The following is a 23,729-nucleotide window of genomic DNA, read 5'->3' as shown; positions in this document are numbered from 1 at the left end:
CCTGATCAGTCGAGCACAGTTCGACTCTACAAATCCGCGGTCCGCAGCGCTATGGTCGGGCTCTTCCCATTGCCGGTGAGAGCCCATGCCATCGTTGCGCCACCTGTCCGTCGTGCTTGCCCTGGCGCTGTGCGCGCCGCTGTCGGCTCATGCCATCGAGTTCAGCGCACAGGAGCTGGCGCGCGCCAAGGCCCTGCAGCAGCGCCTGGTCACCCTCGACAGCCACCTGGATACGCCGGCCAATTTCGGCCGAACCGGCTTCGACATCGAGCAGCGTCACGACCGCAATGCGCTTTCGCAGGTCGACTACCCGCGCATGGTCGAAGGTGCGCTGGACGGCGGTTTCTGGGCGATCTACACCGATCAGGGCGACCGCAGCCCCGCTGCGCACCTCGCCGAGCGTGACCATGGCCTGCAGCGGCTGCTGGAGATCCGCGAAATGCTGGCGGCCAACCCCGAGCGCTTCGCGCTGGCATTGACCGCCGATGACGCGGCGCGGATCAAGGCCGCCGGCAAGCGCGTGGTCTACATCAGCATGGAAAACGCCAGCCCGCTGGTGGAAGACCCGAGCCTGCTGTCGTTCTACCACCGCGCCGGCCTGCGCCTGCTCAGCACCGTGCACTTCGCCAACAACGAGTTTGCCGATTCGGCCACCGATCCCAAGGGTGCGGAGTGGAAAGGCCTGAGCCCGGCCGGCAAGGACCTGGTGCGGCAGGCGGTGAAGCTGGGCATCGTGATCGACCAGTCGCATGCGTCCGACGCGGTGTTCGACGACCTGCTGGCGATGATGCCGGTGCCGTTCGTGCTGTCGCACAGCTCGGCCAAGGCGGTCTACGACCACCCGCGCAATCTGGATGACGCGCGCCTGCGCAAGCTGGCCAAGGCCGGCGGCGTGATCCAGGTGAACGCCTATGGCGGCTACCTGATCGACACCGCAAAGACGCCCGAGCGCAAGCAGGCCGAGGAAGCGCTGAGCAAGCAGCTGGGTGGCTGGGAAGGCATGGGCATCGAACAGGGCGTTGCCCTGCTGAAGGCCGAGCAGGCGCTGGACCACGAGCACCCGGTGCGCCATGCCAGCCTCGATGACTTCTTCGCCCACTTCGAGCACATCCTCAAGGTGGTCGGCCCCGAGCACGTGGGCATCGGCCTGGACTGGGATGGCGGCGGTGGCCTGAGCGACCTGCCCGATGTCAGCCAGCTGCCGAAGATCACCGCGTGGCTGCTGCGCAAGGGCTATACCGAGCAGCAGATTGCCGGCATCTGGGGCGGCAACCTGCTGCGGGTGATGCGGCAGGCGCAGGACTACGCTGCAAAGCAGGGCGGTTGACCGCCCTGCGGAAGTGCCGGCCGCTGGCCGGCATTGCCCGTATCAACAGGATGCGAGGTGCCGGCCAGCGGCCGGCACTACCGGTGATCCGGTTATTTCGCGATCAGCGCGTGGCGGCGGCTGTACAGGAAGTACAGCACCAGGCCGGCCAGGTTCCACAGCAGGAAGTACAGCTGGGTGCTGTGCGGCAGGCTGAGGAACAGATAGATGCAGCCCAGCGCGGCCAGCGGACCAACCACGAAGGCCAGCGGGGTACGGAAGGTACGTTCGCGGTTCGGCTCGCGCAGGCGCAGCACCACCAGGCAGATGCCCACGGCGGTGAACGCGGCCAGGGTGCCGGCATTGGCCAGCGCCGCGATCTCGTCCAGGCGGGCCACGCCGGCCAGCGCCGACACCACCACCGCGGTGAACAGCGTGGTCGCCACCGGCGTGCCGGTACGTGCGTTGACCTTGGACAGGCCACGCGGCAGCAGGCCATCGCGGCTCATCACGAAGAAGATGCGGCTCTGGCCGTACAGGAAGGCCAGCAGCACCGTCGGCAGCGCGATGATCGCGATCACGCCGATCACCATCGCCGCGGTCGGATGGCCCAGCTGGCGCATGATCAGGGCCAGCGGCTCGGCGCTGTGGCCGAACACCGCGTAGCTCATCGCACCGACCGCGGCCAGCGCGACCAGCACGTAGACGATGGTGCAGCCGATCATCGAACCGATGATGCCGATCGACAGGTCGCGGCCGGGGTTCTTGGTTTCTTCGGCGGCGGTGGAGATCGCATCGAAGCCGTAGAAGGCGAAGAAGATGATCGCTGCCGCCGCCATTACGCCGTGTTCGACGCCATCAGGGCCCATCGACTTGGCAAAGCCATACGGCATGAACGGCTGCAGGTTGGCGCTGTCGAAGGCGGGCAGGGCCACGGCCACGAAGATGGCCAGCGCGATCAGCTTGAACACCACCAGGATGGCATTGAGGGTGGCGCTTTCCTTGGTGCCGGCCATCAGCATGCCGGCCACCAGCCAGGTGATGACGATCGCCGGCAGGTTGATCATGCCGCCTTCCACGTGCGGGCCGGCTGCGAGCCACGCTGGCAGGTGCACGTTCCAGCCGAACTGGGTGTGGACCCATTCGAGGAAGCCGACGAAGTAGCCGGACCAGCCCACCGCCACCGTACTCACCACCAGTGAGTACTCCAGGATCAGGCTCCAGCCCACCACCCAGGCGAACACCTCGCCCAGCGCGCTGTAGCTGTAGGTGTAGGCACTGCCGGCGGCCGGCATCATCGTCGACAGCTCGGCGTAGGACAGTGCCGCGCAGGCGCAGACCGCACCGGCGATGGCGAAGGAGATCAGCACGGCCGGGCCGGCCAGGTTGGCACCGACGCCGATCAGCGTGTAGATGCCGGTACCGACGATGGCGCCAATACCCAGCGCGATCAGGTGCGGCCAGCTGAGCGTCGGGATCAGGCGCCTGCCGGCTTCGTGGACGGTGACGGAATCTAGGGACTTGCGCCGGAACAGGGACATGCAGGCCTCGGAAGGGGTGACTAAGAACGACAAGTTCCCGAGTGTGACCGAACGCAGCGCAGCATTACCACTGACGGGGGTCATGCGAGTGTCAGATGCGTCACCGGCGCGGCTGTACTCCGAGCATTCTGCCGGAATCGGCACAAATGCCGGCAGGATTCGAAATGATTCGATCCCTCAAGGCGAGCCGGGAGGCGCTTGAAGCGTGGGAGCAGGGGCCAGATCGATGCTGACCCGCTGCGGATCGACCACCGGCGCCGCACCTTGGGTTCTCAACTGGGCCACCAGCACTTCGAAGCCCTGGGCGCGGCCGAACGCATGCTCGTCCAGGGTCAATGGCAGCAGCTGCAGGAAGTCGAATCGTCCCGATGGCAGTTGCTGGGGTCCAGGAAAATGCAGTGACGGAACGAAGACGGCCGCCTGCAGCATGCTCCCTGCGTGATCCACCGGCCCCCCCAGCTTCAGCCGGTCCCATGGCGCCAACGGATTGCCGGGCATGCGTGAGTGGCACAGCAGCAGGTGGTACGCGGTGAACCAGCGCAAGGTGGTCAGTGCCCAGGTCGCTTCTTCCTGCGTCTCAAGCATCAGTTCGATGCCCAACCCCGAATCGCCATCTTCGTGCCGCCCTTCCCAGGGGTTGGACAGGCCGGAGCTGACATAGATCCAGTGCCTTCGATCACCGTGCGGAGGGCAGGCATTGACGCCGACATGCAGCCAGCGCGGGTCGATCTGGTCCTGCTTGAAGACGTTGCGCAGCAGATCCATGTCGATCGGATAGATCCCCGGCCCGGTATCGCCGAACAACCGCCGGTACAGCGTCTCCTCCCGATATTCCCAGCTGCGCTCCAGCAGGGTGTCGTCGTCCATGGTGCTCACTCGGCCACCTTGCCGGGCCAGCGGCAGCCGTCTTCCTGCCAGGCCTCGACGTCATCGTGGAAGGTGGTGCGACGTCCGTCGCGGCTACGCTCGTAGCTCAGGTCCAGCACCAGCGCGCCCTGCGTGCTCAGCAGGTAGCGGCCGTTGAGGCGCCCGTTGATGCGCTCTTCCCAGACGCTGTCGAACTGGTAGGGGCGGTCTTCGGCCAGCACCGTGGTCTCCATTGAAACCCGGCGCAGCAGCAGGCGTTCGCGCTGCCCGGCATAGCGAACGTCGGCCTGGCCGTCATCCAGCCAACGCCATTCCAGATGGATGCCGTCATTGCGGCCGCCGCTCAGGCAGCGATGGTCCTGTGCGGTGGCCGCCGGGGCGGTCGTGTTGGCCAGAAGCAGCAGGGCGCCCATCGCCGTCGGCCAGGGTTTCATCCGTTCAGCCCCAACCGGATGCCGAACCCCACCAGGAACAGGCCGGCCACGCGGCGCAGCGCATCGCTGATTCGCGGGTGCTGGATCAGGCGGCGGCGGGCCAGGTTGCCCACGCCGATCAACATCGAGCAGTAGGCGATGCTGACCACCAGGATGATGCCCGCCAGCGCAGCGAAGGTGGCGATGCCCTGGTGTGCCTTCGGATCGATGAACAACGGCAGGAAGGCCATGTAGAACAGGATCGCCTTCGGATTGAGCAGGCTGACCAGGATCGCCTGCTGGAAGTAGCGGCCCGGCTGCATGCGGATCGGACCGGCGTCGCCGCCCTCGTGCTTCGGCGTGCGCAGCAGGCTGATGCCGACCCACACCAGGTAGGCCGCACCCAGGTACTGCACCGCGTGGAACACCAGCGGGTTGGCCTTGAGCAGCGCCGCCACGCCCGCCAACGCCAGCCACATCAGGATCTGGTCGCCGACCAGCAGGCCGGCCAGCGCGGTGTAGCCGCCGCGCACGCCGCCACGGCCGGTGGCGGTCAGCAGGGTGAAGGTGCCGGGGCCGGGCAGGGCAAGAAACACCAGCACAGCGACCAGAAACGTCCACAGGTCCTGGATGCCCATCCACGGCATGGCGGCGTTCTCTTGTTACGGGGGGCCGCCATTGTCGGCCAGTGCCGCCGTTGGCGACAGGGGGCGGATGAGGCCAGTGGGCATGCCAGACAGCAGCGGTTGCAGGTGCTGGCGCAGCTGCGCATGCAGTTGCCGTACCGCTGGCGAGAACTGCTTGCGGTGCGGGCATACCAGCTGCAGCGGGATGCTGCTGCCAACACCATCTAGCAGCAGCTGCAGGCGCCTGGCCAGCACGTCCTCGCGCAGGTCCAGCCAGGACTTGTAAGTGATGCCTTCGCCGGCCACGGCCCAGCGTCGCACTACATCGGCGTCGTCGCAGACCAGCGGACCGCGCACCGGAATCACGCTGCGACGCCCGTCGACCTCGAATGACCAGCGATCGTAGGCGCGGCCGTTGAGTTGATAGACCAGGCAGTCGTGCTCGCGCAGATCCTCCAGGCGGGTGGGCGTGCCACGCCGCTGCAGGTAGCCGGGCGAGGCGGCCAGCACGCGTCGATTGCCTTCCAGCAGCGGCAGGGCGACGTAGTTGGCGTCGTCGAAGTGGCCGATGCGGATGGCCACGTCGACCGGGTCGCGGAATACATCGGCCACCTCGTCGGACAGGCGCAGGTGCAGGCGCAGCCGCGGGTGCGCAGCTCGGAAGGCGCTCAGCCAGGGCAGCAGCAGGTTGCGGCCGAGGTCCGAGGGCGCCGACAGCTGCAGGGTGCCGTGCAGCTCGGTGTCCTCGCCCTGCACGCGCGCCTGTCCCTCGCGCAGGGTGGCCAGTACCTCCTGCGCATACGGCAGGTACAGCGCACCCTCGCCGGTGAGGCGCAGGCTGCGGGTGGTGCGCACGAACAGGCGCAGGTCCAGCTCGCGTTCCAGCCGCGCCACCGCCGCGGCGACCTGCCCGGGCAGCAGGTCGGCCTCGCGCGCCGCCTGCGAGAAGCTGCCCAGTGCGGCAGTGCGGACGAACAGCTGCAGATCGTCGAAGCGGATCATCTTCATTGCCAGAGTGAAAGTGCTGCCCGATTCTGCGCCTTTCTGCGGGAGCGCGTGCGGCGCAACCTGTCGCCTCCTTCCCCACTGGACCGCTGCCATGCGCGCCATTGCCTACACCCAAGCCGGCCTGCCGATCGATGATGCCCAGGCCCTGATCGACATCGAACTGGAGCTGCCGCAGCCTGGCCCGCGTGACCTGCGCGTGGCGGTGCGCGCGGTGGCGGTGAACCCGGTCGACACCAAGGTCCGTCGCGGCGTGGCCACCGATGGCCCACGTGTGCTGGGCTGGGATGCGGTCGGCATCGTCGACGCGGTGGGCAGCGAGGTGACCCTGTTCCAGCCCGGCGATGCGGTCTACTACGCCGGCGTCATCGATCGCCCGGGCAGCAATGCCGAGTACCAGCTGGTGGACGAGCGCAGCGTCGGCCGCAAGCCGGCCAGCCTCGACGATGCCGCCGCCGCCGCGCTGCCACTGACCGCGATCACCGCCTGGGAGCTGTTGTTCGACCGCCTGAGAATTCCCGAGGGCGGCGGCGAAGGCCAGACCCTGCTGGTGATCGGCGCTGCCGGCGGTGTCGGTTCGATCCTGGTGCAGTTGGCGCGGAAGCTGACGAAACTGACGGTGATCGGCACCGCCTCGCGTCCGGATACCCAGGACTGGGCGTACGCAATGGGCGCACACCATGTGATCGACCACAGCCTGCCGCTGGCCGAGGGCCTGGCGCGGCTCGGCATCAGCGAGGTGCAGCATGTGGCCAGCCTGACCCACTCCGACCAGCACTACGCGCAGATCGTGGAACTGCTGGCGCCGCAGGGCCAGCTGGGGCTGATCGATGATCCCGGCCAGGTCGACGTGGTGGCGCTCAAGCGCAAGGCGTTGTCACTGCACTGGGAGTCGATGTTTACCCGGCCGCTCTACAAGACCGCCGACATGCAGCGCCAGCATGACCTGTTGAACCGGGTGGCCGAGCTGATCGACACAGGCGTGCTGCAGACCACCCTGGGCGAGCATTTCGGGCGCATCGACGCGGCCAACCTGCGGCGTGCCCACGCGCTGCTGGAGAGCCACCGCGCCAAGGGCAAGATCGTGCTGGAAGGCTGGTAAGGCCCGGTTTTTCCTGTGGAGCCGAGCCTGCGCCCGGCTCTACAGCGCTTCATCCACGCATGGCGTGGATCAGCCGTGTCGACCAAGGTCGACACCTGCCAACAGCTGCGGAAGCCACTGCTCAGGCCACACCGTTGTCGACGTACTCGGCGAAACCGGGCTGCTGGCGCAGGCGTTCGAACCAGGCATCTACGTGTGCCAGTACCGGCTTGCTGCCCGGCGTGCTGCGCCAGCGTTGGGTCGACAGCCCGAGCACGATGTCGGCGAGGGTGAAGGTGTTGCCCGCCACGTAGCCGTCGGTAGTGGCCAGCTGTGCATCAAGGACGCCCATCAGCCGGTTCCACTGCGCCAGGCTGGCCTCGGCACGGGCGTCATCCGGATAGTCCGGATGCTGGCGCACGCGCGCCATGAACACATGGCGCCATGCGCTGTTGAGGTCGCTGGCCTGCCAGTCCATCCACTGCTCCACCCGGGCCCGGTCCTTTGCTGCATGTGGCAGCAGATCCTCGCGACCGGCGCGTGCGGCCAGGTAGCGGCAGATGCTGTTGGATTCCCACAGCACGAAGTCGCCATCACGCAGCACCGGCACCTGCCGGTTGGGGTTCAGCGTGGCCAGCAGGTCCGGCGAGGGGGCCGGTTCGTGGGGCAGGGGCAGATCCAGCCCCGCGCACAGCCACAGCACTTTACGCACATTGATGGAGGTGGGCTTTCCGTAGAGGACGACCATGGTCCTGACGCAGCAGTTGAGACTCGGCCAGCCTACACTTGCCCCATGCAAACCGAATATCTGCTCATTGGCGGCCTTCTATTGGCCGTGCTCATCCTGCAGCTGGTCGCCCTGCTGCGCCGCCCGCCGCATGACCGCCTGGAACAGGCGGTGCGCGAGGAGGCGCGGGCCGGGCGCAGCGAGCTGCGCGAACAGCTCGATGGCTTCGCCCGCGCGCTGACCGATCTGTCCACCCGCACCGACCAGCGCCTGGACCTGCTGCGCGAAGCGCTGGGCGAAGATGCCCGCAAGGCGCGCGCCGAAGCGGCCGAGAGCCAGCAGCGCGGCGCGGCGTTGATGGGACAGCGGCTGCAGGAGCTGCGCGGCCAGCTGGAGACCTTCGGCCAGCAGCAGGAAGCCCGCATCCATGCGTTTGGCCAGCAGCTGCAGGAGCTCACCGGGCGTACCGATACCCAGCTCGGCGCGCTGCGGCAGACCCTGGTGGACGATGCACGCAAGGGCCGCGAGGAGGGCGCGCAGTCGCAGCAGCGCCTGACTGAAAGCCTTGGCCTGCGCCTGCAGGAACTGACCCAGCGCAACGAGCAGCGCATCGCCGAGATGCGCACAACGCTGGAAGAGCAGCTGCGCGCGCTGCAGAGCGACAATGCGCAGAAGCTGGAACAGATGCGCGTGACGGTGGATGAGAAGTTGCAGTCCACCCTGGAAACACGCCTTGGCCAGTCCTTCAAACTGGTCTCGGAGCGCCTGGAACAGGTGCAGCGCGGCCTCGGCGAGATGCAGCAGCTGGCCACCGGCGTCGGTGACCTCAAGCGCGTGCTGACCAACGTCAAGACGCGCGGCAGCTGGGGTGAAGTACAGCTGGAGAACATCCTCGAGCAGACCCTGATCCAGGAGCAGTACGCGCGCGGGGTGAAGGTACGCCCGGATAGTGGCGAAATGGTCGACATCGCCGTGCGCCTGCCGGGCCGCAGCAGCGATGACACGCCGGTGTGGCTGCCGATCGACTCCAAGTTCCCACGCGAAGACTACGAGCGCCTGCTGGACGCACAGGAGCAGGGTGATGCCGAACTGGTACGCGTGCAGGGTGCGCAGCTGGAGCGTGCGGTGAAGGTGCAGGCCAAGTCGATCTGCGAGAAGTACATCGTGCCGCCGCACACCACCGACTTCGCGGTGATGTTCCTGCCTACCGAAGGCCTGTATGCCGAGGTGATCCGGCGCCCCGGCCTGGTCGATCTGCTGCAGCGCGACCACCGCGTGGTGGTCGCCGGGCCGACCACGATCACCGCACTGCTCAACAGCCTGCAGATGGGCTTCCGCACGCTGGCCATCGAGAAGCGGTCCAGCGAGGTGTGGAGCCTGCTGGGTGCGGTGAAGACCGAGTTCGGCAAGTTCGGCGATGTGCTGGACAACGTGAAGGCCAAGCTGGACCAGGCCAGCAAGCAGATCGACCAGACCGGGGTGCGCACCCGCGCGATCGCCCGCAAGCTGAGGGATGTCGAGTCGCTGCCGGTTGAGCAGAGCCGCCAGTTGCTGCCGGACGCGCTGCCAGCAGAGGAAGGCAGTGACGGCGACGAGGCCTGAGCCACGCTGACACGCCGCCTGCATCGCCGATGCGTATGCTGGCGGCCTGTCCGCCTCGATCAGGTATCGTCATGCGCCTGCGCCGCTTCACCAGCCTTGTCCTGACCGCGCTGCTTGCCGCCTGCAGCAGCGCACCACCGGCTGCCGATACGACCGCGGCACCTGCCGCAGCCACCAGCCCTGAAGCGGCCGAGGCGTATCGCGAAGCGCGCGACGTTGACTGCCAGGCCGCCGGCGGCAGCCTGCAACGGCTGGGCCGGCTGCAACGCGAGCAGTGCGTGATTCCCTATGCCGATGCCGGCAAGGCCTGCAGCCGCAAAAGCGACTGCACGGGCCAGTGCCTGGCCGGTCCCGAGGTGGGCGCTGGCAGCGCCGCTACCGGTACCTGCCAGCGCGATGTGCGCCAGAACTTCGGCTGCCGCCAGCGCATTGATGACGGCAAGGCGCAGGGCACGATCTGCGTGGACTGATCGTAGTGCCGGCCGCTGGCCGGCAACCGCATGAACCCTTGCGAACGGTCGCACGACTGCCGGCCAGCGGCCGGCACTACCGCCATCGCGCGGCGCTATGCTGGTGGGCCATTCCCCGCTGTTGCCGGAGCCCCCGCGTGAGCACCCCGATCCAGGACATTTCCCTCACCACCATCGACGGCCAGCCGTCCTCGCTTGCCGACTACCAGGGCAAGGTACTGCTGCTGGTCAACGTCGCCTCCAAGTGCGGCCTGACACCGCAGTACGAAGGCCTGCAGGCGCTGTATGCGGAAAAGCACGCGCAGGGTCTGGAAGTACTGGGCTTCCCCGCCAACAACTTCCTCGGCCAGGAGCCGGGCAGCGAGGCGGAGATCCAGCAGTTCTGCCAGCTCACCTACGACGTCAGCTTCCCGATGTTCTCCAAGATCAGCGTGGCCGGTGACGATACCCATCCGCTGTACCAGCAGCTGACCGCCGCCCAGCCGCAGTCGATCGGCGAAGGCCCGCTGCGTGAGCGCCTGGCCAGCAAGGAGATCCCGATCCACGCAGCACCGGCGGTGCTGTGGAACTTCGAGAAGTTCCTGGTTGGCCGCGACGGCAAGGTCATCGCGCGTTTCGCCCCGGACGTGGCTGCCGATGACGCGCGCCTGCGCGAGGCCATCGAGGCAGCGCTGGCAGCCTGAGGAAAGCGTGCCAACCAAGGTTGGCACCTACCGGAAAAGAAAAACCCCGCCGAGGCGGGGTTTTTCATGCGCTGCAGACCGGACTCAGTGCGTCCACTGCGGCATCGGCATCGCATCGACCGGGATCGGCGAATTGGCATCGTCGTGGCCACGGTCGCGCTTGCTGCGCAGATCGTTCTCGATCTGGTAGTTGCGGCGCTGCATCCACGCATCGCGTACCAGCGAGTACTCGTCCACGGCGGTGTCACGCAGGTCGTCGATTGCCAGCAGCTGCGCGCGGGTATCGACCAGCTGCATGCCCTGCAGGCCGATGCGGATCTTGTCCTCTTCGATGCGGCGGATCGGCGACAGCGGAATGTCACCGGCCAGGCCGAACACATCGCGCACGGTGCGAGGGCCGAAGAACGGCAGTTCCACGTAACGCGAACGACGCCAGCCCCAGGCCCCCAGGGTCTGCCCGAAGTCCTCATTGCGACGCGGCACCATCGCCTTGCTGGCCGGATCGAACAGGCCGCCGATACCCAGCGTGCTGTTCATCAGGAAGCGGCCGAGGCTGTCCCACGCATCGGCACCACGGCCCTGCAGCAGCTGGTTGGTGATGGTCACCGGTGCGCGCAGGTTGCTGAAGAAGTTGCTGACGCCGGTGCGGGCGAAGCGCGGCACCACGTGGGTGTAGGCCGTGGCCAGCGGGCGGGCGATGCCACGGTCAACCGCGTTGTTGAACGTGTGCACCTTGCGGTTGAACGGTTCCCACGGATCGTAGGCTGCCGCGCTGCCAGTGTTGCCGGCACCGCCGTAGAGGGCATCGAAGTCGTCGTCACCACCGGGGGCGGTCGCCGCCGCGGCCCTGGCCGCATCGGTGTCGGCGCTGCGGGCCGGTGCGGATGGCGGCGTGGCCGGCGCAGGTGCGGCAACCACGGCTGTTGCCGGTGCGGCATCGACCGTAGCGGTATCGGCGGTGGGGGCAGAGGCCTCGGCGATGGTGCTGGCCGGGACCACGGTGCTGGCTGCGGGCGCATCGCTGCGTGCGGGCTTGCCGGCGCAGGCGGTCAGGGCGGTGGCCAGGACGATCAGGGGGAAAGTGCGTACGACGTTCATGTCAGCTCGCAGCAGAAGTAGCGTTGAAATCCAGGTCGGGCGACAGCCGGTAGGCTGCGCTCAGCTCGTTGTAGCCGGCCGGCGCGCCGGAGACTGCCAGCGGGTGACCGCTCTTGCGCGCACGTGCGGCCAGCTCGGCCAGCAGCGCCAGGCCGGCGCTGTCCACGCGTTCGACCTCACTCAGCTCCAGCCGTGACAGCTTTGCCGGCAGGGCCTGCAGCTGCGGCCACAGTGCGATCACCGCGGCACGGTCGAGCACCCCGCGCAGGCGCAGGGTGTCGCCTTCCAGCAGCGCCAGTGCGTTACTTGCCATTGCCCGCGGGCCCGGCCTGCATGCTGCCGCTGTGCAGTTCGTTGGCCACCTGCTTGATGCCCTTCTGGCGCAGCGGGGTGTCGAACTGGTTGCGGAAGGTCTGCACGTAGGAAATGCCTTCGATGTTGACGTCGAAGATCTTCCACTGGCCGTTCACGTTGCGCATCCAGTACTCGACCGGGGTCGGTTCGTTGCCGGCGCGCACCAGTTCGGTGCTCACGCGCACGCCACGATTGCCCGGCAGCGGGCTTTCACCCTTCAGGCGGAAGCTCGGCTTGCCCTGGATGTTGAGCAGGGTGGAGCCGTAGCGCTGCATCAGGCTGTCGGCCATGGCATCGGCGAACAGCTTGATGTCGGCGTCGGAGGCGCCGCGGGCGTGCGGGCCCAGCACCAGGCGCGCGGCGTAGTCGCGGTCGAAGGTGCGGGTCAGCTCGCTGTCGATGTAGCTGCGCAGGCTGGCCGGGTTGCTGGTGAACTCGCTCTTGCGCTGCTGCAGCGTGGACAGGATGCGGCTGCTGGCATCGATCACCACCTTGCCGGCCTGGCTTTGCGTTGCGGCAGCGGCAGGCGCAGCGGCCTGGGCCTGGGCCAGGAACGGGGTGGCCGCCAGCAGCGCCGAGGCGAGCAGGGCCGGGATCAGTTTCATCTTCATGGTTGCGGTTCCGTTGCAGGCGCCTGCGCGCCATCGTTGGGCTTCTGAGCAGCGCCGCCACCGGCACCGCCACTGAACATGTACTTGCCGACCAGCTGGATCAGGTCCACCGCCGGCTGGGTGAAGACGATCTCGTCACCGGCCTTCAGCACGTCCGGATCACCGCCCGGCTGCAGACCGATATAGCTCTCGCCGAGCAAACCGCTGGTGAAGATGCCGGCCGAGGTGTCCGCCGGCAGGTCCTTGACCTTGCTGTCCATGCGCAGGGTGACGATCGATTCGAACTTCACCGGGTCCAGGTCGATCGAAGCGACCTGGCCGACAGTGACGCCGCCGATCTTCACCGGCGCCTGCTTGCGCAGCTGGCCGACCTGGGAGAAGCGTGCCTTCAGGTCGTAGCCTTCGCTGCCCCAGCTCCAGCGCTGGTTGGTCGAGGCCACGGCCAGCACCATCAGCGAGGCCAGGGCCAGCAGCAGGAAGGCGCCGACGGAAAATTCGAGTCTGGGACCGCGGATGGCCATGTGGATTACCTGATCGAGTCGTTGTGGCCGCGCGCGCCTGCGCACCGCCGGTGGAGAGGTTAGGTGAACAACATTGCCGACAGCACGAAGTTGAACATCAGCACCAGCAGTGAAGCGTTGACCACCGCACGGGTGGTCGCCACCGAAGTGCCTTCAATGGTCGGCTCGGCGTGGAAACCCACATAGGCGGCAACCAGCGCGGCAGTGCCGCCGAAGATCGCCGACTTCAGCATTGCCACGCCGAAGTCGTCCCAGAAGTCCACGCTGTTGCGCAGCGCCGACCAGAACACGCCATTGTCCAGGCCCAGCACGTGCACCGCTTCGAAGTAGCTGGCACTGATTGCAAGCGAACAGAAGATGCCGGTCAGCAGCGGCACGGTCAGCACCGCCGCCCAGAAGCGCGGCGCCACCGCCTTGGCCACCGGGTCGATCGCCATCAGCTCCAGCGCCTTGATCTGGTCGGTGGCACGCATCAGGCCCAGCTCGGCGGCGATCGAGCTGCCAGCGCGGCCAATGAACAGCAGCGCGGTCAGCACCGGTGCCAGCTCGCGGTACAGCGACAGCCCGAGCAGGGTCGACAGTGCGTCGGCCGCACCGAAGGTGGTCAGCGTGCGGTAGCCCTGCAGGGTCAGCACCAGGCCGACGAAGGCACCGCCGACGGCGATGATCGGCAGCGAGCGCGCACCGATCTTGTAGATCTCGCGGGTCAACTCGGCCAGGAAATCACGGGTCGGCAGCGAACCGCGCAGCACGGTCAGCGAGAACAGGCCGGCACGACCCAGCGAGCGGGTGGCTTGAACGAACGGCATCAGGCGACCCTCGCGCGCGGCGCGGCATCGAACGGGATGGGGCCATCGGGCTGGCCGTGCAGGAACTGCCGCAGCAGCGGGTCCTGGCTGGACTGCAGTGCCTCGGGCGTGCCCTGGAACACGATGCCGCCATTGGCGATCGCGATCACCTGGTCGCAGATCGGCAGGGTCTCGTGCACGTGGTGGCTGACGATGATGCTGGTCAGGCCCAGGCTGTGGTTGAGGCGCTGGATCAGGCTCATGATCACCCCCGAGGCGATCGGGTCCAGCCCGGTCAGCGGCTCGTCGTAGATCATCAGCGGCGGGTCCAGCGCCAGTGCACGGGCCAGCGCCACGCGGCGCGCCATGCCGCCGGACAGCTCGCGCGGCCAGGCATCGGCGGCGGCCAGCAGGCCCACCGCATGCAGCTTCATCTGCACCAGCCGGCGCAGCACGGCGGTCGGCAGGCGGGTGTGCGTACGCAGCGGCAGCGCCACGTTTTCCGCCACGGTCAGGTCGGTCAGCAGGCCGTTGCCCTGCAGCAGCACGCCCACGCTCTTGCGCATTTCCAGCAGCGCGCCGCTGTCATGCGGAATCGGCTTGCCGAACAGGGTGACCTCGCCGGCGACCGGGCGTAGTTCGCCGGTCAGCGCCGCCAGCAGGGTCGACTTGCCGCTGCCGGACGGACCCAGAACGGCGGTGATGCTGCCCTTGGGCACCTGCAGCGACACGTCGCGCAGGATCGTGCGTCCGCTCCGGTCGATGCGGACGTTGGATAACTGCACCAGACTGGAGGTGGAAGCCGACATGGGCACCATTAACGTTTTTTAGACATCGAAGGATCGGGCCCGTCGGCTGAACATAAGCAGACTGGACGGTGCAGTATTGTTGCACGACAAGCCTCGCCGGAGGCCGGGACAATCGGCTGGCGTCCCGGAACAATCCGTACCGCTCGCGGCCCAGCCATTGAATACTGCCTGCTGTCCTGCACACTGTGCATGATGAGTGACCCAGGCAGCGATTTCCGCCTCTACCATTCCAACTCCCTGGACGTGCTGGCCGCGCTGCTGGCGCGCAATGTGCGTGCGCCCGTTCCTGGCCAGCCGCTGCTGGCACCGGAAGTGGTGCTGATCCCGCAGGTAGCGATGCGGCGTTGGCTGCAAGCGACACTGGCCGCCGAGTTCGGTGTGGCTGCGAACCTCGAATTCCTCACCCCGGGTGAGTTCGTGGCGCGCGCGCTGAAGGCCAACGTCAGCGGCGAGCAGGACGACCTGGACGCGGCCGGCCTGCATTGGAAGCTGTACCAGGCCCTGCGCGACCCGGCGTTGCTGGCGCAGCCACCGATGCGCGCGCTGCAGTCCTATCTTGCCGGCGATGACGCATTGAAGCCGTGGGCGCTGGCTGGCGAGCTGGCCTCGGTGTTCGAGAAGTACCAGGCGTGGCGCCGCGACTGGCTGCTGCGCTGGGCGGCCGGTGCCGAACCGTCCGATCCGCAGGCGATCCTGTGGCGCACCATCACCCACGGCCACGACTACCGCGCGCGCCGCATCCAGGAATACCTGGACCGTTTCGAAGGGGCCGGCCAACCCTTGCCGAAGGGCTTGCCACCGCGCATGTCTGCGTTCGCGACGCTCAACATCTCGCCCGATGTGCTGCGGGTGATGGCCACCCAGGCACGTGTTGGCGAGCTGCACTTCTATATGCCCACCCCGGTGCAGTCGTACTGGGGCGATCTGCAGACCCTGGCCGAGCGCCTGCGCAGCGGCGCGCCCGATCCCTTCGGCGAAGCAGCCGGCGAAAACCGCCTGCTGGAAGCCTGGGGCGCGGCCGGGCGCGACTTCATGGCGGTGCTGGGCAGTTACGAGGTGGTGCATCCGGCCGGCGAAATCGCCGCCTATTCCGATCCGGAGGACGACACCCGGCCGACCCTGGACGAAGGCGGCCTGTCCGACAGCCTGCTGCATCGCCTGCAGCGCGATCTGTTCCACCGCCGCGCGCTGCCCTCGGGCGAGCTGCGCGACGGGCTTCGCAGCGACGACCCCAGCCTGCAGGTACACGCCTGCCATACCCGCCTGCGCGAGTTGCAGGTGCTGCACGACCAGCTGCGCAGCCTGCTGCAGGACCCGCGCTTCGACCCGCCGCTGCAGGCGCGCGAGATCGCGGTGCTGGCGCCGGACATCGATCCCTACGTGCCGTACCTGGAAGCGGTGTTCGGCGGCCGTGGTGGCGAGGAGGAGCACATCCCCTATGCGCTGGCCGACAGCAGCCCGCTGGCCGGAGAACCGCTGGCCGATGTGTTCGTGCACCTGCTGGGCTTGCCGGTCTCGCGCTTTGGCCTGAATGAAGTGCTGGACCTGCTGGCCAGCGCGCCGCTGGCCGAAGCGGCCGGGCTGGAAGCGGTGGACTTCGACCGCCTGCATGGCTGGCTGCAGCAGGCCGGTGCACGCTGGGGCCTGGATGCGAAGCACCGCCACCAGCACCAGGCGCCGGCCGACGACGCCTACACCTGGCAGTTCGCACTGGACCGCCTGGTGCTCGGTCACGCCACCGGCAGCGAGGCCGACCTGGCCGGTGTCGCGCCGTGGATCGAACTGGAAGGTGGTGCACTGGACGCGCTGGACCGGCTGCTGCGCCTGTTGCGCGTGCTGGCGGTCTATCAGCGTCGCCTCGGTGAGCTGCTGACCCCGGCGCAGTGGCGGCAGCGCCTGCTGTCGCTGCTCGATGCGCTGCTGCCGACCGCGCCGAGTTCGCCCAACAGCCAGCGTGCCCTGGAGCGCCTGCGCAAGCTGCTCAACCAGTTCGCCGAGGATGCTGCCAAGGCCGGCTTCGCGGAAGGCGTGCCGCCGGAGGTGGTACGTGCGCACTTCGCCGGCGCGCTGGGCGAGGCCGATACGCGCGCACCGCTGCTGACCGGTGGCATCAGTTTCGGCCGCATGGTGCCGATGCGACTGCTGCCGTTCCGGGTGATCTGCGTGCTGGGCCTCAATGATGGCGATTTCCCGCGCCGTGACCCGGCGGCCGGTCTCAACCAGCTCACCGCCGAACTGGACACGCCGCGCCGCCGACCGGGCGACCGCTCCACCCGCGAAGACGACCGTTTCCTGTTCCTGCAGCTGTTCGCCGCCGCGCAGGAGGTGTTCTACCTCAGCTACCTCGGTGCCGATCCGCGCGATGGCAGCGTGCGCGAGCCGTCGGTGCTGGTCAGTGAACTGATCGATGCCGCCGCTGCGTATCACCTCGATCCGCCTGCGGCGGTCCGCGACTTCACCGTGCGCCATGCCTTGCAGCCGTTCTCGCCCGCCGCGTTCGGTGACGGCGACCCACGCCGCTTCAGCTATCGCCGCCAGTGGCATCCGGCGGCCGGTCGCCTCACTGGCCAGCGCGGTGGACTGCAGCCGTGGTTCGACGCACCGCTGCCACCGCCGCTCGACGATGCGGTGGAGGACGACGTCGCACTCGATACCCTGCGCCGTTTCCTGTGCGATCCGGCCGGGCAGTTCCTCGCGCAGTCGCTGGGCCTGCGCCTGGCCGACGATATCGAGGAGGTCGATGACCTGGAACCGCTGGTGCTGTCATCGCGCGGGCCGGAAAAGCGCAGCGTGCAGGCGGCGGTGGTGCGTGCCACGCTCAGCGGCGATACCGAGCCGTTGTACCCGCGGCTGCGCGCGCGTGGACTGCTGCCATCGGGTCCATTGGGCGAGCGCCAGTTCGAGGTGGAGCAGTTGAAGACGCGCCCGTATGCCAGTGCGCTGCTGGGCTGGATGCAGGGCGAACCGCTGGAAAGCCGTCGCTACGAAGTGGACATCGACGGCGTGCGCCTGCACGGCCGCGTGGCTGATCGGCATCCCGAAGGGCTGGTGCGCCTGCGGGCCGGCACGCTCAATGGCAATGCAGTGATCCGCCAGGGCCTGGACTGGCTGCTGGCCAACGCCGCCGGCGATGCGTTGCCGCTGGTGCAGTTCCACGATGGCGGTGACGCCGGTCCCGGCCCGCATGTGCTGCCAGCACTGAGCGCCCCCGCTGCACGCGCGGCGCTGCGTGCGCTGCTGCAATTGCGCCAGCGCGGCCTGCGTGAGCCGCTGCGCTTTGCCCCGTATACCGGCTGGGTGCTGTACAACGCACCGGCAGAAAAACAGCGCAGCGAAGGCTGGAAGCAGTGGCATGGCAGCGACCGCAGTTGGGGCGAATCCAGCAGCGACGCCTGGCAGCTGCTGCTGCGCGGTGCCGACCCGTTCGCCACCGATGCCAGCTATGCCGAGCTGCTGCGCAACAGCCAGGTGGTCTTCAGCGCGGTGCGCGAAGGCCGCACTCTCGGTACCGAAGCACGCCAGGAGGGCAACGCATGAACACCGCCATCGCCGATCAGGAAACCCAGCGTATGGCGGGCGATCCTTACCTGGCCCTGCCGCTGGACGGCATCCGCCTGATTGAAGCCAGCGCAGGCACCGGCAAGACCTTCACCCTGGCCACGTTGTTCACCCGCCTTGTGGTGGAGCAGGGCCTTCGCATCGGCCAGATCCTGGCGGTGACCTTCACCGATGCGGCCACCCAGGAACTGCGCAAGCGCATCCGTGAGCGCCTGGCGCTGGCCGCGCGCCTGGTCGATCTGGAACCGGCCGAGGGTGAAGCACCCGACGCGAGATTGACCCGCGACGTGCTGCAGCGTCATCTACAGGGCGGAACCGAGAGCGCGGTCGCACTGAAACGCCGCCTGCAGGTGGCTGCCGACGAGATCGACCTGGCATCCATCTTCACCATCCACGGCTTCTGCACCCGCGTGCTGCGCGAGCATGCGCTGGAAAGCGGCCACACCTTTGATCCGCCGGAACTGCTGGCCAGCGATCGTGAACTGCTGGAGGAGCTGGCCGCTGATCTATGGCGCGTGCATGCCAATGACCCGGCCACGCTGGAACCGCTGACCTGGCTGTGGTCCAACCCGGATGCATTGGCCGCTGATCTGCGCGCGCTGCTGGGCACGCCGCCACTGCACCCGTTGCCACAGCCGGTGGCACTGGCCGATCCACACCCGGCCCTGCACAGTGCGGCGGAAGCACTGTCCGCAAGCGTGCGTGAGCATGGCGAGCAGTTCTTCATCGATCTCTGCGATGCGGTCGACAACAAGTGGCTCAACGGCGTGTCCTACAAGCTGGGCTGGCTGCATCCGCTGGGCCGGCAGATGCTGGCCTGGGCCGAGCGCGGCGACCCGCGCGAGCTGCTGGTCAGCGAGCGCCTGCCGGCACTGCTGCCGGAGGTGCTGGCCGACAAGACTAACAAGAAATTCCCCGATCGCACGCCATCGTCGCCATTGCAGGCGCCGTTGGCGCGCTATGTCGCGCTGCTGGCCGAACGCGATGCCTGGTTGCGTGGTACCGCGTTGAACTTCCTGCACGCGCTTCGCGCCGAAGCCATGCAACGCCTGCAGGCGCTGAAGCGCACGCGCCGGGTACAGACCTACGACGATCTGATCGATGGCGTGGCGGTGGCGCTGGAAGGCCCGCAACGGCTGACACTGGTGAAACAACTGCGTGCGCAGTACCGCATCGCGCTGGTCGATGAGTTCCAGGACACCGACGATCGCCAGTGGGGCATCTTCCACACCGTGTTCGGCGATTCGCCGGAGGTGCGCGAACTCGGCCTGGCGCCGGCACTGTTCCTGATCGGCGACCCCAAGCAGGCGATCTACGGTTTCCGCGGCGGTGACATCCACACCTACCTGAAGGCCAAGCAGGTGGCGCAGCAGGCGCCGGTGCTGGACCAGAACTTCCGCTCGCGACCGGCTGTGTTGCGCGCGTTGCAGGCGCTGTACGACAACGGTGGCGAAGACGCCTTCCTCGAACGCGACATCCAGTTCGAGCCGGTGCGGCCCGGTGGCGTGCGCATCGACGAGGACTACCAGCGTGATGGCCATGCCGCCGCGGCACTCACCCTACGCGTGCTGCGCAGTGGCGGTGACAAGGCGATGAGTGCGGACGCCTCGCGTGATGCCGCGACCCAGGCCTGCGTGGCTGCGATTCACCAGATCCTGGTCGAGGCGCGTGCGGGCAATGCCGTGTTGCGTGGGCGCCCGGTGCAGCCCGGTGACATCGCGGTGCTGGTGCGCTCGCATCGCGAGGCGACGCTGGTGCAGCGCGCGCTGGCCGCGGTCGGCATTCCCGCCGTGGCGGCCGGCAAGCAGAGCCTGTTCGCCACCCCCGAAGCGCGTGATCTGCGCGCGCTGCTGCTGGCGCTGCTGCAACCGGCCGACGAAGGCCGCCTGCGTGCGGTGCTGGCCACCGTGCTGCTTGGCCAGCGGGCCAGTGCGATCGCCGCGATGGAGCGCGAGGGCGACCTGCAACGCGAGTTCCAGGCACAGCTGCTGAACTGGCGTGAGCGCTGGCAGCGCGGCGGACCGTTCGCAGTGATCGCCGACGTCTGTGCTGCACAGGGCGAACGCTTGCTGGCGCTGATCGATGGCGAGCGCCGCCTGACCAATTACCTGCAGCTGGGTGAACTGCTGCAGGAAGCCTCGGCGCAGGCGCTGGGCATGCATGGCCTGCTGGACTGGCTGCAGGGGCAGATGGCCAGCGCCGACCAGGATGACGAGCAGCAGCTGCTGCGCCTGGAATCGGATGCGCGCCGCGTGCAGATCATCACCCTGCACAAGAGCAAGGGCCTGGAGTACCCGCTGGTGTTCCTGCCGTTCGTCGGCATCGACGGCGGCGCGCCGAACACGGCGTCGCACTGCACGGTGCATGTGGATGGCCAGCGCCAGCTGCACTGGAAGCTGGACAAGGACGAAGCCTGGGAAGCGGCCAGTGCCCAGCGCGAGCGCGAGCAGCGCGCCGAGGATGCACGCCTGCTGTATGTGGGACTGACCCGTGCCGAGCATGCGCTGTGGATCGCCGTGGGTGATCTGGCCGGGCTCGGCAAGACGCGGCTGGCGCCGCTGCTGGGTGACCTGCAGGCGCTGCGCGCGCGCGCCGATGTGCACATCGATGACAGTGAGGCAGCGGCCGCGCTGCCGCAGCTGGCGGCCGAAGTGGAAGGCGACCTTCCGGCGGTGCGTGCCCTGACCCGGCGCGTCCCGCACGACTGGTGGGTGTACAGCTTCACCCAGCTGGCCCACGCCGATGCCGGCGCGGGCAGTGATATCGAAGCCGCCGCCACCGAGCTGCCGGCGCCCGCTGCCGACGAACCCGCTGGCCCGGAACTGCCACTGGAACCGGCGTTGCCGGAACCCGCCGCGGCGGCCGAAGACAGCACACCGATCGACCCGCGCTTCATGGGCAGTCGCTTCGGCAATGTGCTGCACGAGGCGATGGAGAACGTCGACTTCGCCGCATGGGGTGACTGGCAGCCAGGTCTGCAAGCCCCTGAGGGACAGGCCGAGGTACTGCGCAAGGCGCTGCACGACGAAGGCTATGCCGACGTCGACCTGGATGATGGCGTGGCGGTGCTGGTGCCGCTGGTCGGCCACACGCTCACCGTGCCGCTACCCGAAGGCGGCGCGCTGCACAGCCTGGGTGAAGGCGAGCGCCGCGCGGAAATCGACTTCCATTTCGCCATCGAGCCGACCACGGTGCCGGCGCTGCTGCAGGTGCTGCATGCGCACGGTGTTTCCAGCACGCGACGCGGCTTCGGCCAGCGCCGCCGCCTGGAAGGGTTGATGACCGGCATGATCGACCTGACCTACGTGCGCGACGGGCGCTGGTACGTGCTCGACTACAAGTCCAACCGCCTGCCTGGTTACAGCCCGGACCTGCTGGCCATTGCCATGCGCCACAGCGAGTACGACCTGCAGGCGCTGATCTACACCGTGGCCCTGCATCGCTGGCTGCGTTTCCGCCTGGGTGCGGCCTACGACTACGAGCGCGACATGGGCGGCATCCGCTACCTGTTCTGCCGTGGCCTGGATGCCGCCGGCAACGGTGTGCATGTGGACCGCTTCCCGTTGGCGCTGGTGGATGCCCTGGATGCGTTGTTCGCCGGTGGCGAACAGGCCCAGGCCGAACTGGCTGCGCGTGCCCGTGGAGCCAGTGCATGAGCCTGCTGAAGGAACTGCACCAGAAGGGCCTGCTGCGCACCCTCGACCATGCACTGGCGACCAGCCTGCAGCGGCTGCGCGACGACACGCCCGAGAGCGTGGCGCTGGCGGCTGCGCTTGCGTCGCTGGCGGTATCGCAAGGCCACGCTGCATTCGATCCGGCACAACCGCAACGGTTGCTGGAAGGCGTACCCGAGTGGCCTGCCGCACAGGACTGGCTGGCACAGCTGCGTGCATCGCCATGGGTAGCGACGCCGGAGCAGGCCGACGCCATCGCCGAGGATGCGCCGCTGGTGTTGGAGAACGGCCTGCTCTACCTGCGCCGCTATCGCGAGTACGAGCGTCAGCTGGCGGCTGGGCTGCAGCGCATCGGCCGGCATCCGCTGCCGGCGCCGGATATGGCGGCGCTGGCACCGTTGTTCGCGCAGCTGTTCCCGCAGGCATCGGGCAGCGAGGATCACCAGGCACGCGCTGCCGGCGTGACCCTGCGCCATCCGCTGGCACTGGTCACCGGCGGCCCCGGCACCGGCAAGACCACCACCATCGCGCGCCTGTTGCTGCTGCTGGCCGCGCAGGCCCGGCACGTCGGCCAGCCGCTGCCCGAGGTGGCGTTGGCCGCGCCCACCGGGCGCGCCGCCGAGCGCATGGCCGAGAGCCTTCGCGTCGCCGTGCAACGGCTGCAGGAACAAGGACTGGACCCGGCGTTGTGCACGGCGCTGCCCAGTACCGGCACCACCCTGCATCGCCTGCTCGGCGTGATTCCCGATTCACCGCGCTTCCGCCACCACGCCGACAATCCGCTGCCGGTGGACGTGGTGGTGGTCGACGAAGCCTCGATGATCGATCTACCGATGATGGCCAAGCTGGTCGACGCGATCGCCAGCGGCACCCGGCTGATCCTGCTCGGCGATCCCGATCAGTTGCCCTCGGTCGAGGCCGGCGACGTGCTCAGTGCGATCCTGCGCGCCAGCGGTGATGGCATCGGCACCCGCGCCGATGACGCGCAGGCACTGCATGATCTGCTGCTTCCGGCCACGCTGCAGCCGCAGGCGGCACCACGCGCCTTCGCCGGGCGCCGCGTGCAGCTGCAGCGCGGCTACCGGCAGAGCAATGCGCTGGACCTGGCACCGCTGGCCCATGCCGTGCGCGAGGGCGACAGCAGCACCGCGCTGCAGCTGCTGCGCAGTGGTGAACTGGCCGGCGTGCATTTCCACGAAGGCGAAGCCGATCCGCTGCGTGGCCAGCGCGAGCACCTGCTGGGCCACTGGCGTGCACTGGCCGACGCGGCCGATCCAGTGCTTGCCCTGCAGCAGGCCGGGCGCCTGCGCGTGCTGACCGCACTGCGCGAAGGCCCGCAGGGCGCGCGCGGGCTCAACAGCCGCATCGAACAGCTGCTGGCCGGCAACACCCCCGGCTACTTCCAGGGTCGCCTGCTGCTGGTCACCGAGAACAGCTACCGTCATCGCCTGTTCAACGGCGATATCGGTATCTGCCTGCGCGATGGCAGCGGCGCGATGGTGGCCTGGTTCCCCGGCGACAGCGTCGACCAGCCGCGCGCCTTCCATCCAGCGGCGCTGCCCGCGCACGAAAGCGCCTTTGCGATGACCGTGCACAAGGCACAGGGCTCGGAGTTCGATGAAGTGTGGTTGCAGCTGCCGCGCCAGGACAGCCGCGTGCTGTCACGCGAACTGGTCTATACCGGCCTGACCCGCGCCCGCCAGGTGCTGCATGTGGCCGGCAGCGCCGACGTGCTGCAGGCGGCGTTGAAGCGCCATGCCAGCCGGTTGGGTGGGTTGGCTTGGCGGCTGGGCGCGGAAGCGGTGGCCGAAGAGCCGGCGCGCATTGAACAGCCCATGGTGCAGGGCACGTTGTTCTGAAACGGGCGCGATGCGCCCCTGTAGAGTCGAGCCATGCTCGACTGCGCCGCAATAATGTAGAGCCGAGCCATGCTCGGCTGATGGGCCATGGAGTCGAGCATGGCTCGACTCTACAAAAGAGCGTCCTGATCGCTTC

At 68.2% G+C, this 23,729-nt stretch carries 20 protein-coding genes; 8 read left to right on the top strand and 12 right to left on the bottom strand.

Annotated features, from left to right (window positions below):
• Positions 1 to 85 precede the first annotated feature (85 nt).
• On the top strand, positions 86 to 1,327 hold the full coding sequence (locus tag ACZK3J_RS22560; RefSeq protein ID WP_478476266.1) for a dipeptidase: 1,242 nt from the start codon (positions 86 to 88) through the stop codon (positions 1,325 to 1,327).
• Positions 1,328 to 1,419: 92 nt separating this feature from the next.
• Here the strand turns inward: ACZK3J_RS22560 and ACZK3J_RS22555 are convergent, their stop codons facing one another.
• The 5 genes from ACZK3J_RS22555 to ACZK3J_RS22535 all read right to left on the bottom strand — a co-directional run bounded on the left by ACZK3J_RS22555 (position 1,420) and on the right by ACZK3J_RS22535 (position 5,761).
• On the bottom strand, positions 1,420 to 2,847 hold the full coding sequence (locus ACZK3J_RS22555; protein ID WP_032128498.1) for an amino acid permease: 1,428 nt from the start codon (positions 2,845 to 2,847) through the stop codon (positions 1,420 to 1,422).
• A gap of 177 nt (positions 2,848 to 3,024) precedes the next feature.
• Positions 3,025 to 3,714, bottom strand: a complete 690-nt coding sequence (locus ACZK3J_RS22550) for a suppressor of fused domain protein (RefSeq protein ID WP_219631213.1) — start codon at positions 3,712 to 3,714, stop codon at positions 3,025 to 3,027.
• Positions 3,715 to 3,719: 5 nt separating this feature from the next.
• A complete protein-coding gene (locus ACZK3J_RS22545) occupies positions 3,720 to 4,148 on the bottom strand; it encodes a hypothetical protein (protein WP_049420929.1) in 429 nt (142 codons plus the stop codon).
• Entirely contained in the window at positions 4,145 to 4,774 is a 630-nt protein-coding gene (leuE, locus tag ACZK3J_RS22540) for a leucine efflux protein LeuE (protein ID WP_005411716.1), read from the bottom strand. Before leuE ends, ACZK3J_RS22545 begins: the two co-directional genes overlap by 4 nt.
• A 15-nt stretch (positions 4,775 to 4,789) precedes the next feature.
• A complete protein-coding gene (locus tag ACZK3J_RS22535) occupies positions 4,790 to 5,761 on the bottom strand; it encodes a LysR substrate-binding domain-containing protein (protein WP_478476265.1) in 972 nt (323 codons plus the stop codon).
• A gap of 91 nt (positions 5,762 to 5,852) precedes the next feature.
• Between ACZK3J_RS22535 and ACZK3J_RS22530 the strand changes: the two genes are divergently transcribed.
• Positions 5,853 to 6,860, top strand: a complete 1,008-nt coding sequence (locus tag ACZK3J_RS22530) for a zinc-binding alcohol dehydrogenase family protein (protein WP_478476264.1) — start codon at positions 5,853 to 5,855, stop codon at positions 6,858 to 6,860.
• A 121-nt stretch (positions 6,861 to 6,981) separates the two neighbouring features.
• Here the strand turns inward: ACZK3J_RS22530 and ACZK3J_RS22525 are convergent, their stop codons facing one another.
• Positions 6,982 to 7,587, bottom strand: coding sequence for a glutathione S-transferase family protein (locus tag ACZK3J_RS22525; RefSeq protein ID WP_478476263.1), 606 nt, complete (start codon positions 7,585 to 7,587; stop codon positions 6,982 to 6,984).
• A 45-nt stretch (positions 7,588 to 7,632) separates the two neighbouring features.
• Between ACZK3J_RS22525 and ACZK3J_RS22520 the strand changes: the two genes are divergently transcribed.
• From ACZK3J_RS22520 to ACZK3J_RS22510, 3 genes are all read left to right on the top strand, one after another.
• Positions 7,633 to 9,168, top strand: coding sequence for a DNA recombination protein RmuC (locus ACZK3J_RS22520; protein WP_049400349.1), 1,536 nt, complete (start codon positions 7,633 to 7,635; stop codon positions 9,166 to 9,168).
• A 71-nt stretch (positions 9,169 to 9,239) separates the two neighbouring features.
• Entirely contained in the window at positions 9,240 to 9,638 is a 399-nt protein-coding gene (locus ACZK3J_RS22515; RefSeq protein WP_049462906.1) for a hypothetical protein, read from the top strand.
• A 137-nt stretch (positions 9,639 to 9,775) separates the two neighbouring features.
• Positions 9,776 to 10,321: a glutathione peroxidase gene (locus tag ACZK3J_RS22510; protein WP_010487473.1), complete on the top strand. Its 546-nt coding sequence runs from the start codon at positions 9,776 to 9,778 to the stop codon at positions 10,319 to 10,321.
• 84 nt (positions 10,322 to 10,405) lie between these two features.
• Here the strand turns inward: ACZK3J_RS22510 and ACZK3J_RS22505 are convergent, their stop codons facing one another.
• Genes ACZK3J_RS22505 through ACZK3J_RS22480 form a run of 6 tightly spaced genes read right to left on the bottom strand, consistent with a single transcriptional unit; the run spans position 10,406 to position 14,502 of the window.
• On the bottom strand, positions 10,406 to 11,419 hold the full coding sequence (locus tag ACZK3J_RS22505) for an MlaA family lipoprotein (RefSeq protein ID WP_032128489.1): 1,014 nt from the start codon (positions 11,417 to 11,419) through the stop codon (positions 10,406 to 10,408).
• A gap of 1 nt (position 11,420) precedes the next feature.
• Positions 11,421 to 11,732, bottom strand: a complete 312-nt coding sequence (locus tag ACZK3J_RS22500; RefSeq protein ID WP_049462907.1) for an STAS domain-containing protein — start codon at positions 11,730 to 11,732, stop codon at positions 11,421 to 11,423.
• Positions 11,722 to 12,384, bottom strand: coding sequence for an MlaC/ttg2D family ABC transporter substrate-binding protein (locus ACZK3J_RS22495; protein WP_010487479.1), 663 nt, complete (start codon positions 12,382 to 12,384; stop codon positions 11,722 to 11,724). The genes ACZK3J_RS22500 and ACZK3J_RS22495 overlap by 11 nt, the downstream gene beginning before the upstream one ends.
• Positions 12,381 to 12,905 carry an outer membrane lipid asymmetry maintenance protein MlaD gene (gene mlaD, locus ACZK3J_RS22490; RefSeq protein ID WP_010487482.1) on the bottom strand — a complete coding sequence of 175 codons (525 nt, stop codon included), beginning with the start codon at positions 12,903 to 12,905 and terminating at the stop codon, positions 12,381 to 12,383. Before mlaD ends, ACZK3J_RS22495 begins: the two co-directional genes overlap by 4 nt.
• Positions 12,906 to 12,964: 59 nt before the next feature.
• Positions 12,965 to 13,714 carry an MlaE family lipid ABC transporter permease subunit gene (locus ACZK3J_RS22485; RefSeq protein WP_005414955.1) on the bottom strand — a complete coding sequence of 250 codons (750 nt, stop codon included), beginning with the start codon at positions 13,712 to 13,714 and terminating at the stop codon, positions 12,965 to 12,967.
• Positions 13,714 to 14,502 carry an ABC transporter ATP-binding protein gene (locus tag ACZK3J_RS22480; RefSeq protein WP_010487485.1) on the bottom strand — a complete coding sequence of 263 codons (789 nt, stop codon included), beginning with the start codon at positions 14,500 to 14,502 and terminating at the stop codon, positions 13,714 to 13,716. Before ACZK3J_RS22480 ends, ACZK3J_RS22485 begins: the two co-directional genes overlap by 1 nt.
• Positions 14,503 to 14,691: 189 nt before the next feature.
• Between ACZK3J_RS22480 and recC the strand changes: the two genes are divergently transcribed.
• Genes recC through recD form a run of 3 tightly spaced genes read left to right on the top strand, consistent with a single transcriptional unit; the run spans position 14,692 to position 23,593 of the window.
• Complete coding sequence (gene recC / locus ACZK3J_RS22475; RefSeq protein WP_478476262.1) at positions 14,692 to 18,039, top strand: exodeoxyribonuclease V subunit gamma; 3,348 nt, start codon at positions 14,692 to 14,694, stop codon at positions 18,037 to 18,039.
• On the top strand, positions 18,036 to 21,716 hold the full coding sequence (recB, locus tag ACZK3J_RS22470; RefSeq protein ID WP_049462910.1) for an exodeoxyribonuclease V subunit beta: 3,681 nt from the start codon (positions 18,036 to 18,038) through the stop codon (positions 21,714 to 21,716). Before recC ends, recB begins: the two co-directional genes overlap by 4 nt.
• Positions 21,713 to 23,593 carry an exodeoxyribonuclease V subunit alpha gene (gene recD, locus ACZK3J_RS22465; RefSeq protein ID WP_478476261.1) on the top strand — a complete coding sequence of 627 codons (1,881 nt, stop codon included), beginning with the start codon at positions 21,713 to 21,715 and terminating at the stop codon, positions 23,591 to 23,593. The genes recB and recD overlap by 4 nt, the downstream gene beginning before the upstream one ends.
• The last annotated feature ends 136 nt before the right edge of the window (positions 23,594 to 23,729 follow it).

This window comes from Stenotrophomonas sp. 86428_Sma (assembly GCF_056481585.1).
Note: the sequence above shows the minus strand (reverse complement) of the source record. Positions and strands in the feature narration are given on the sequence as shown.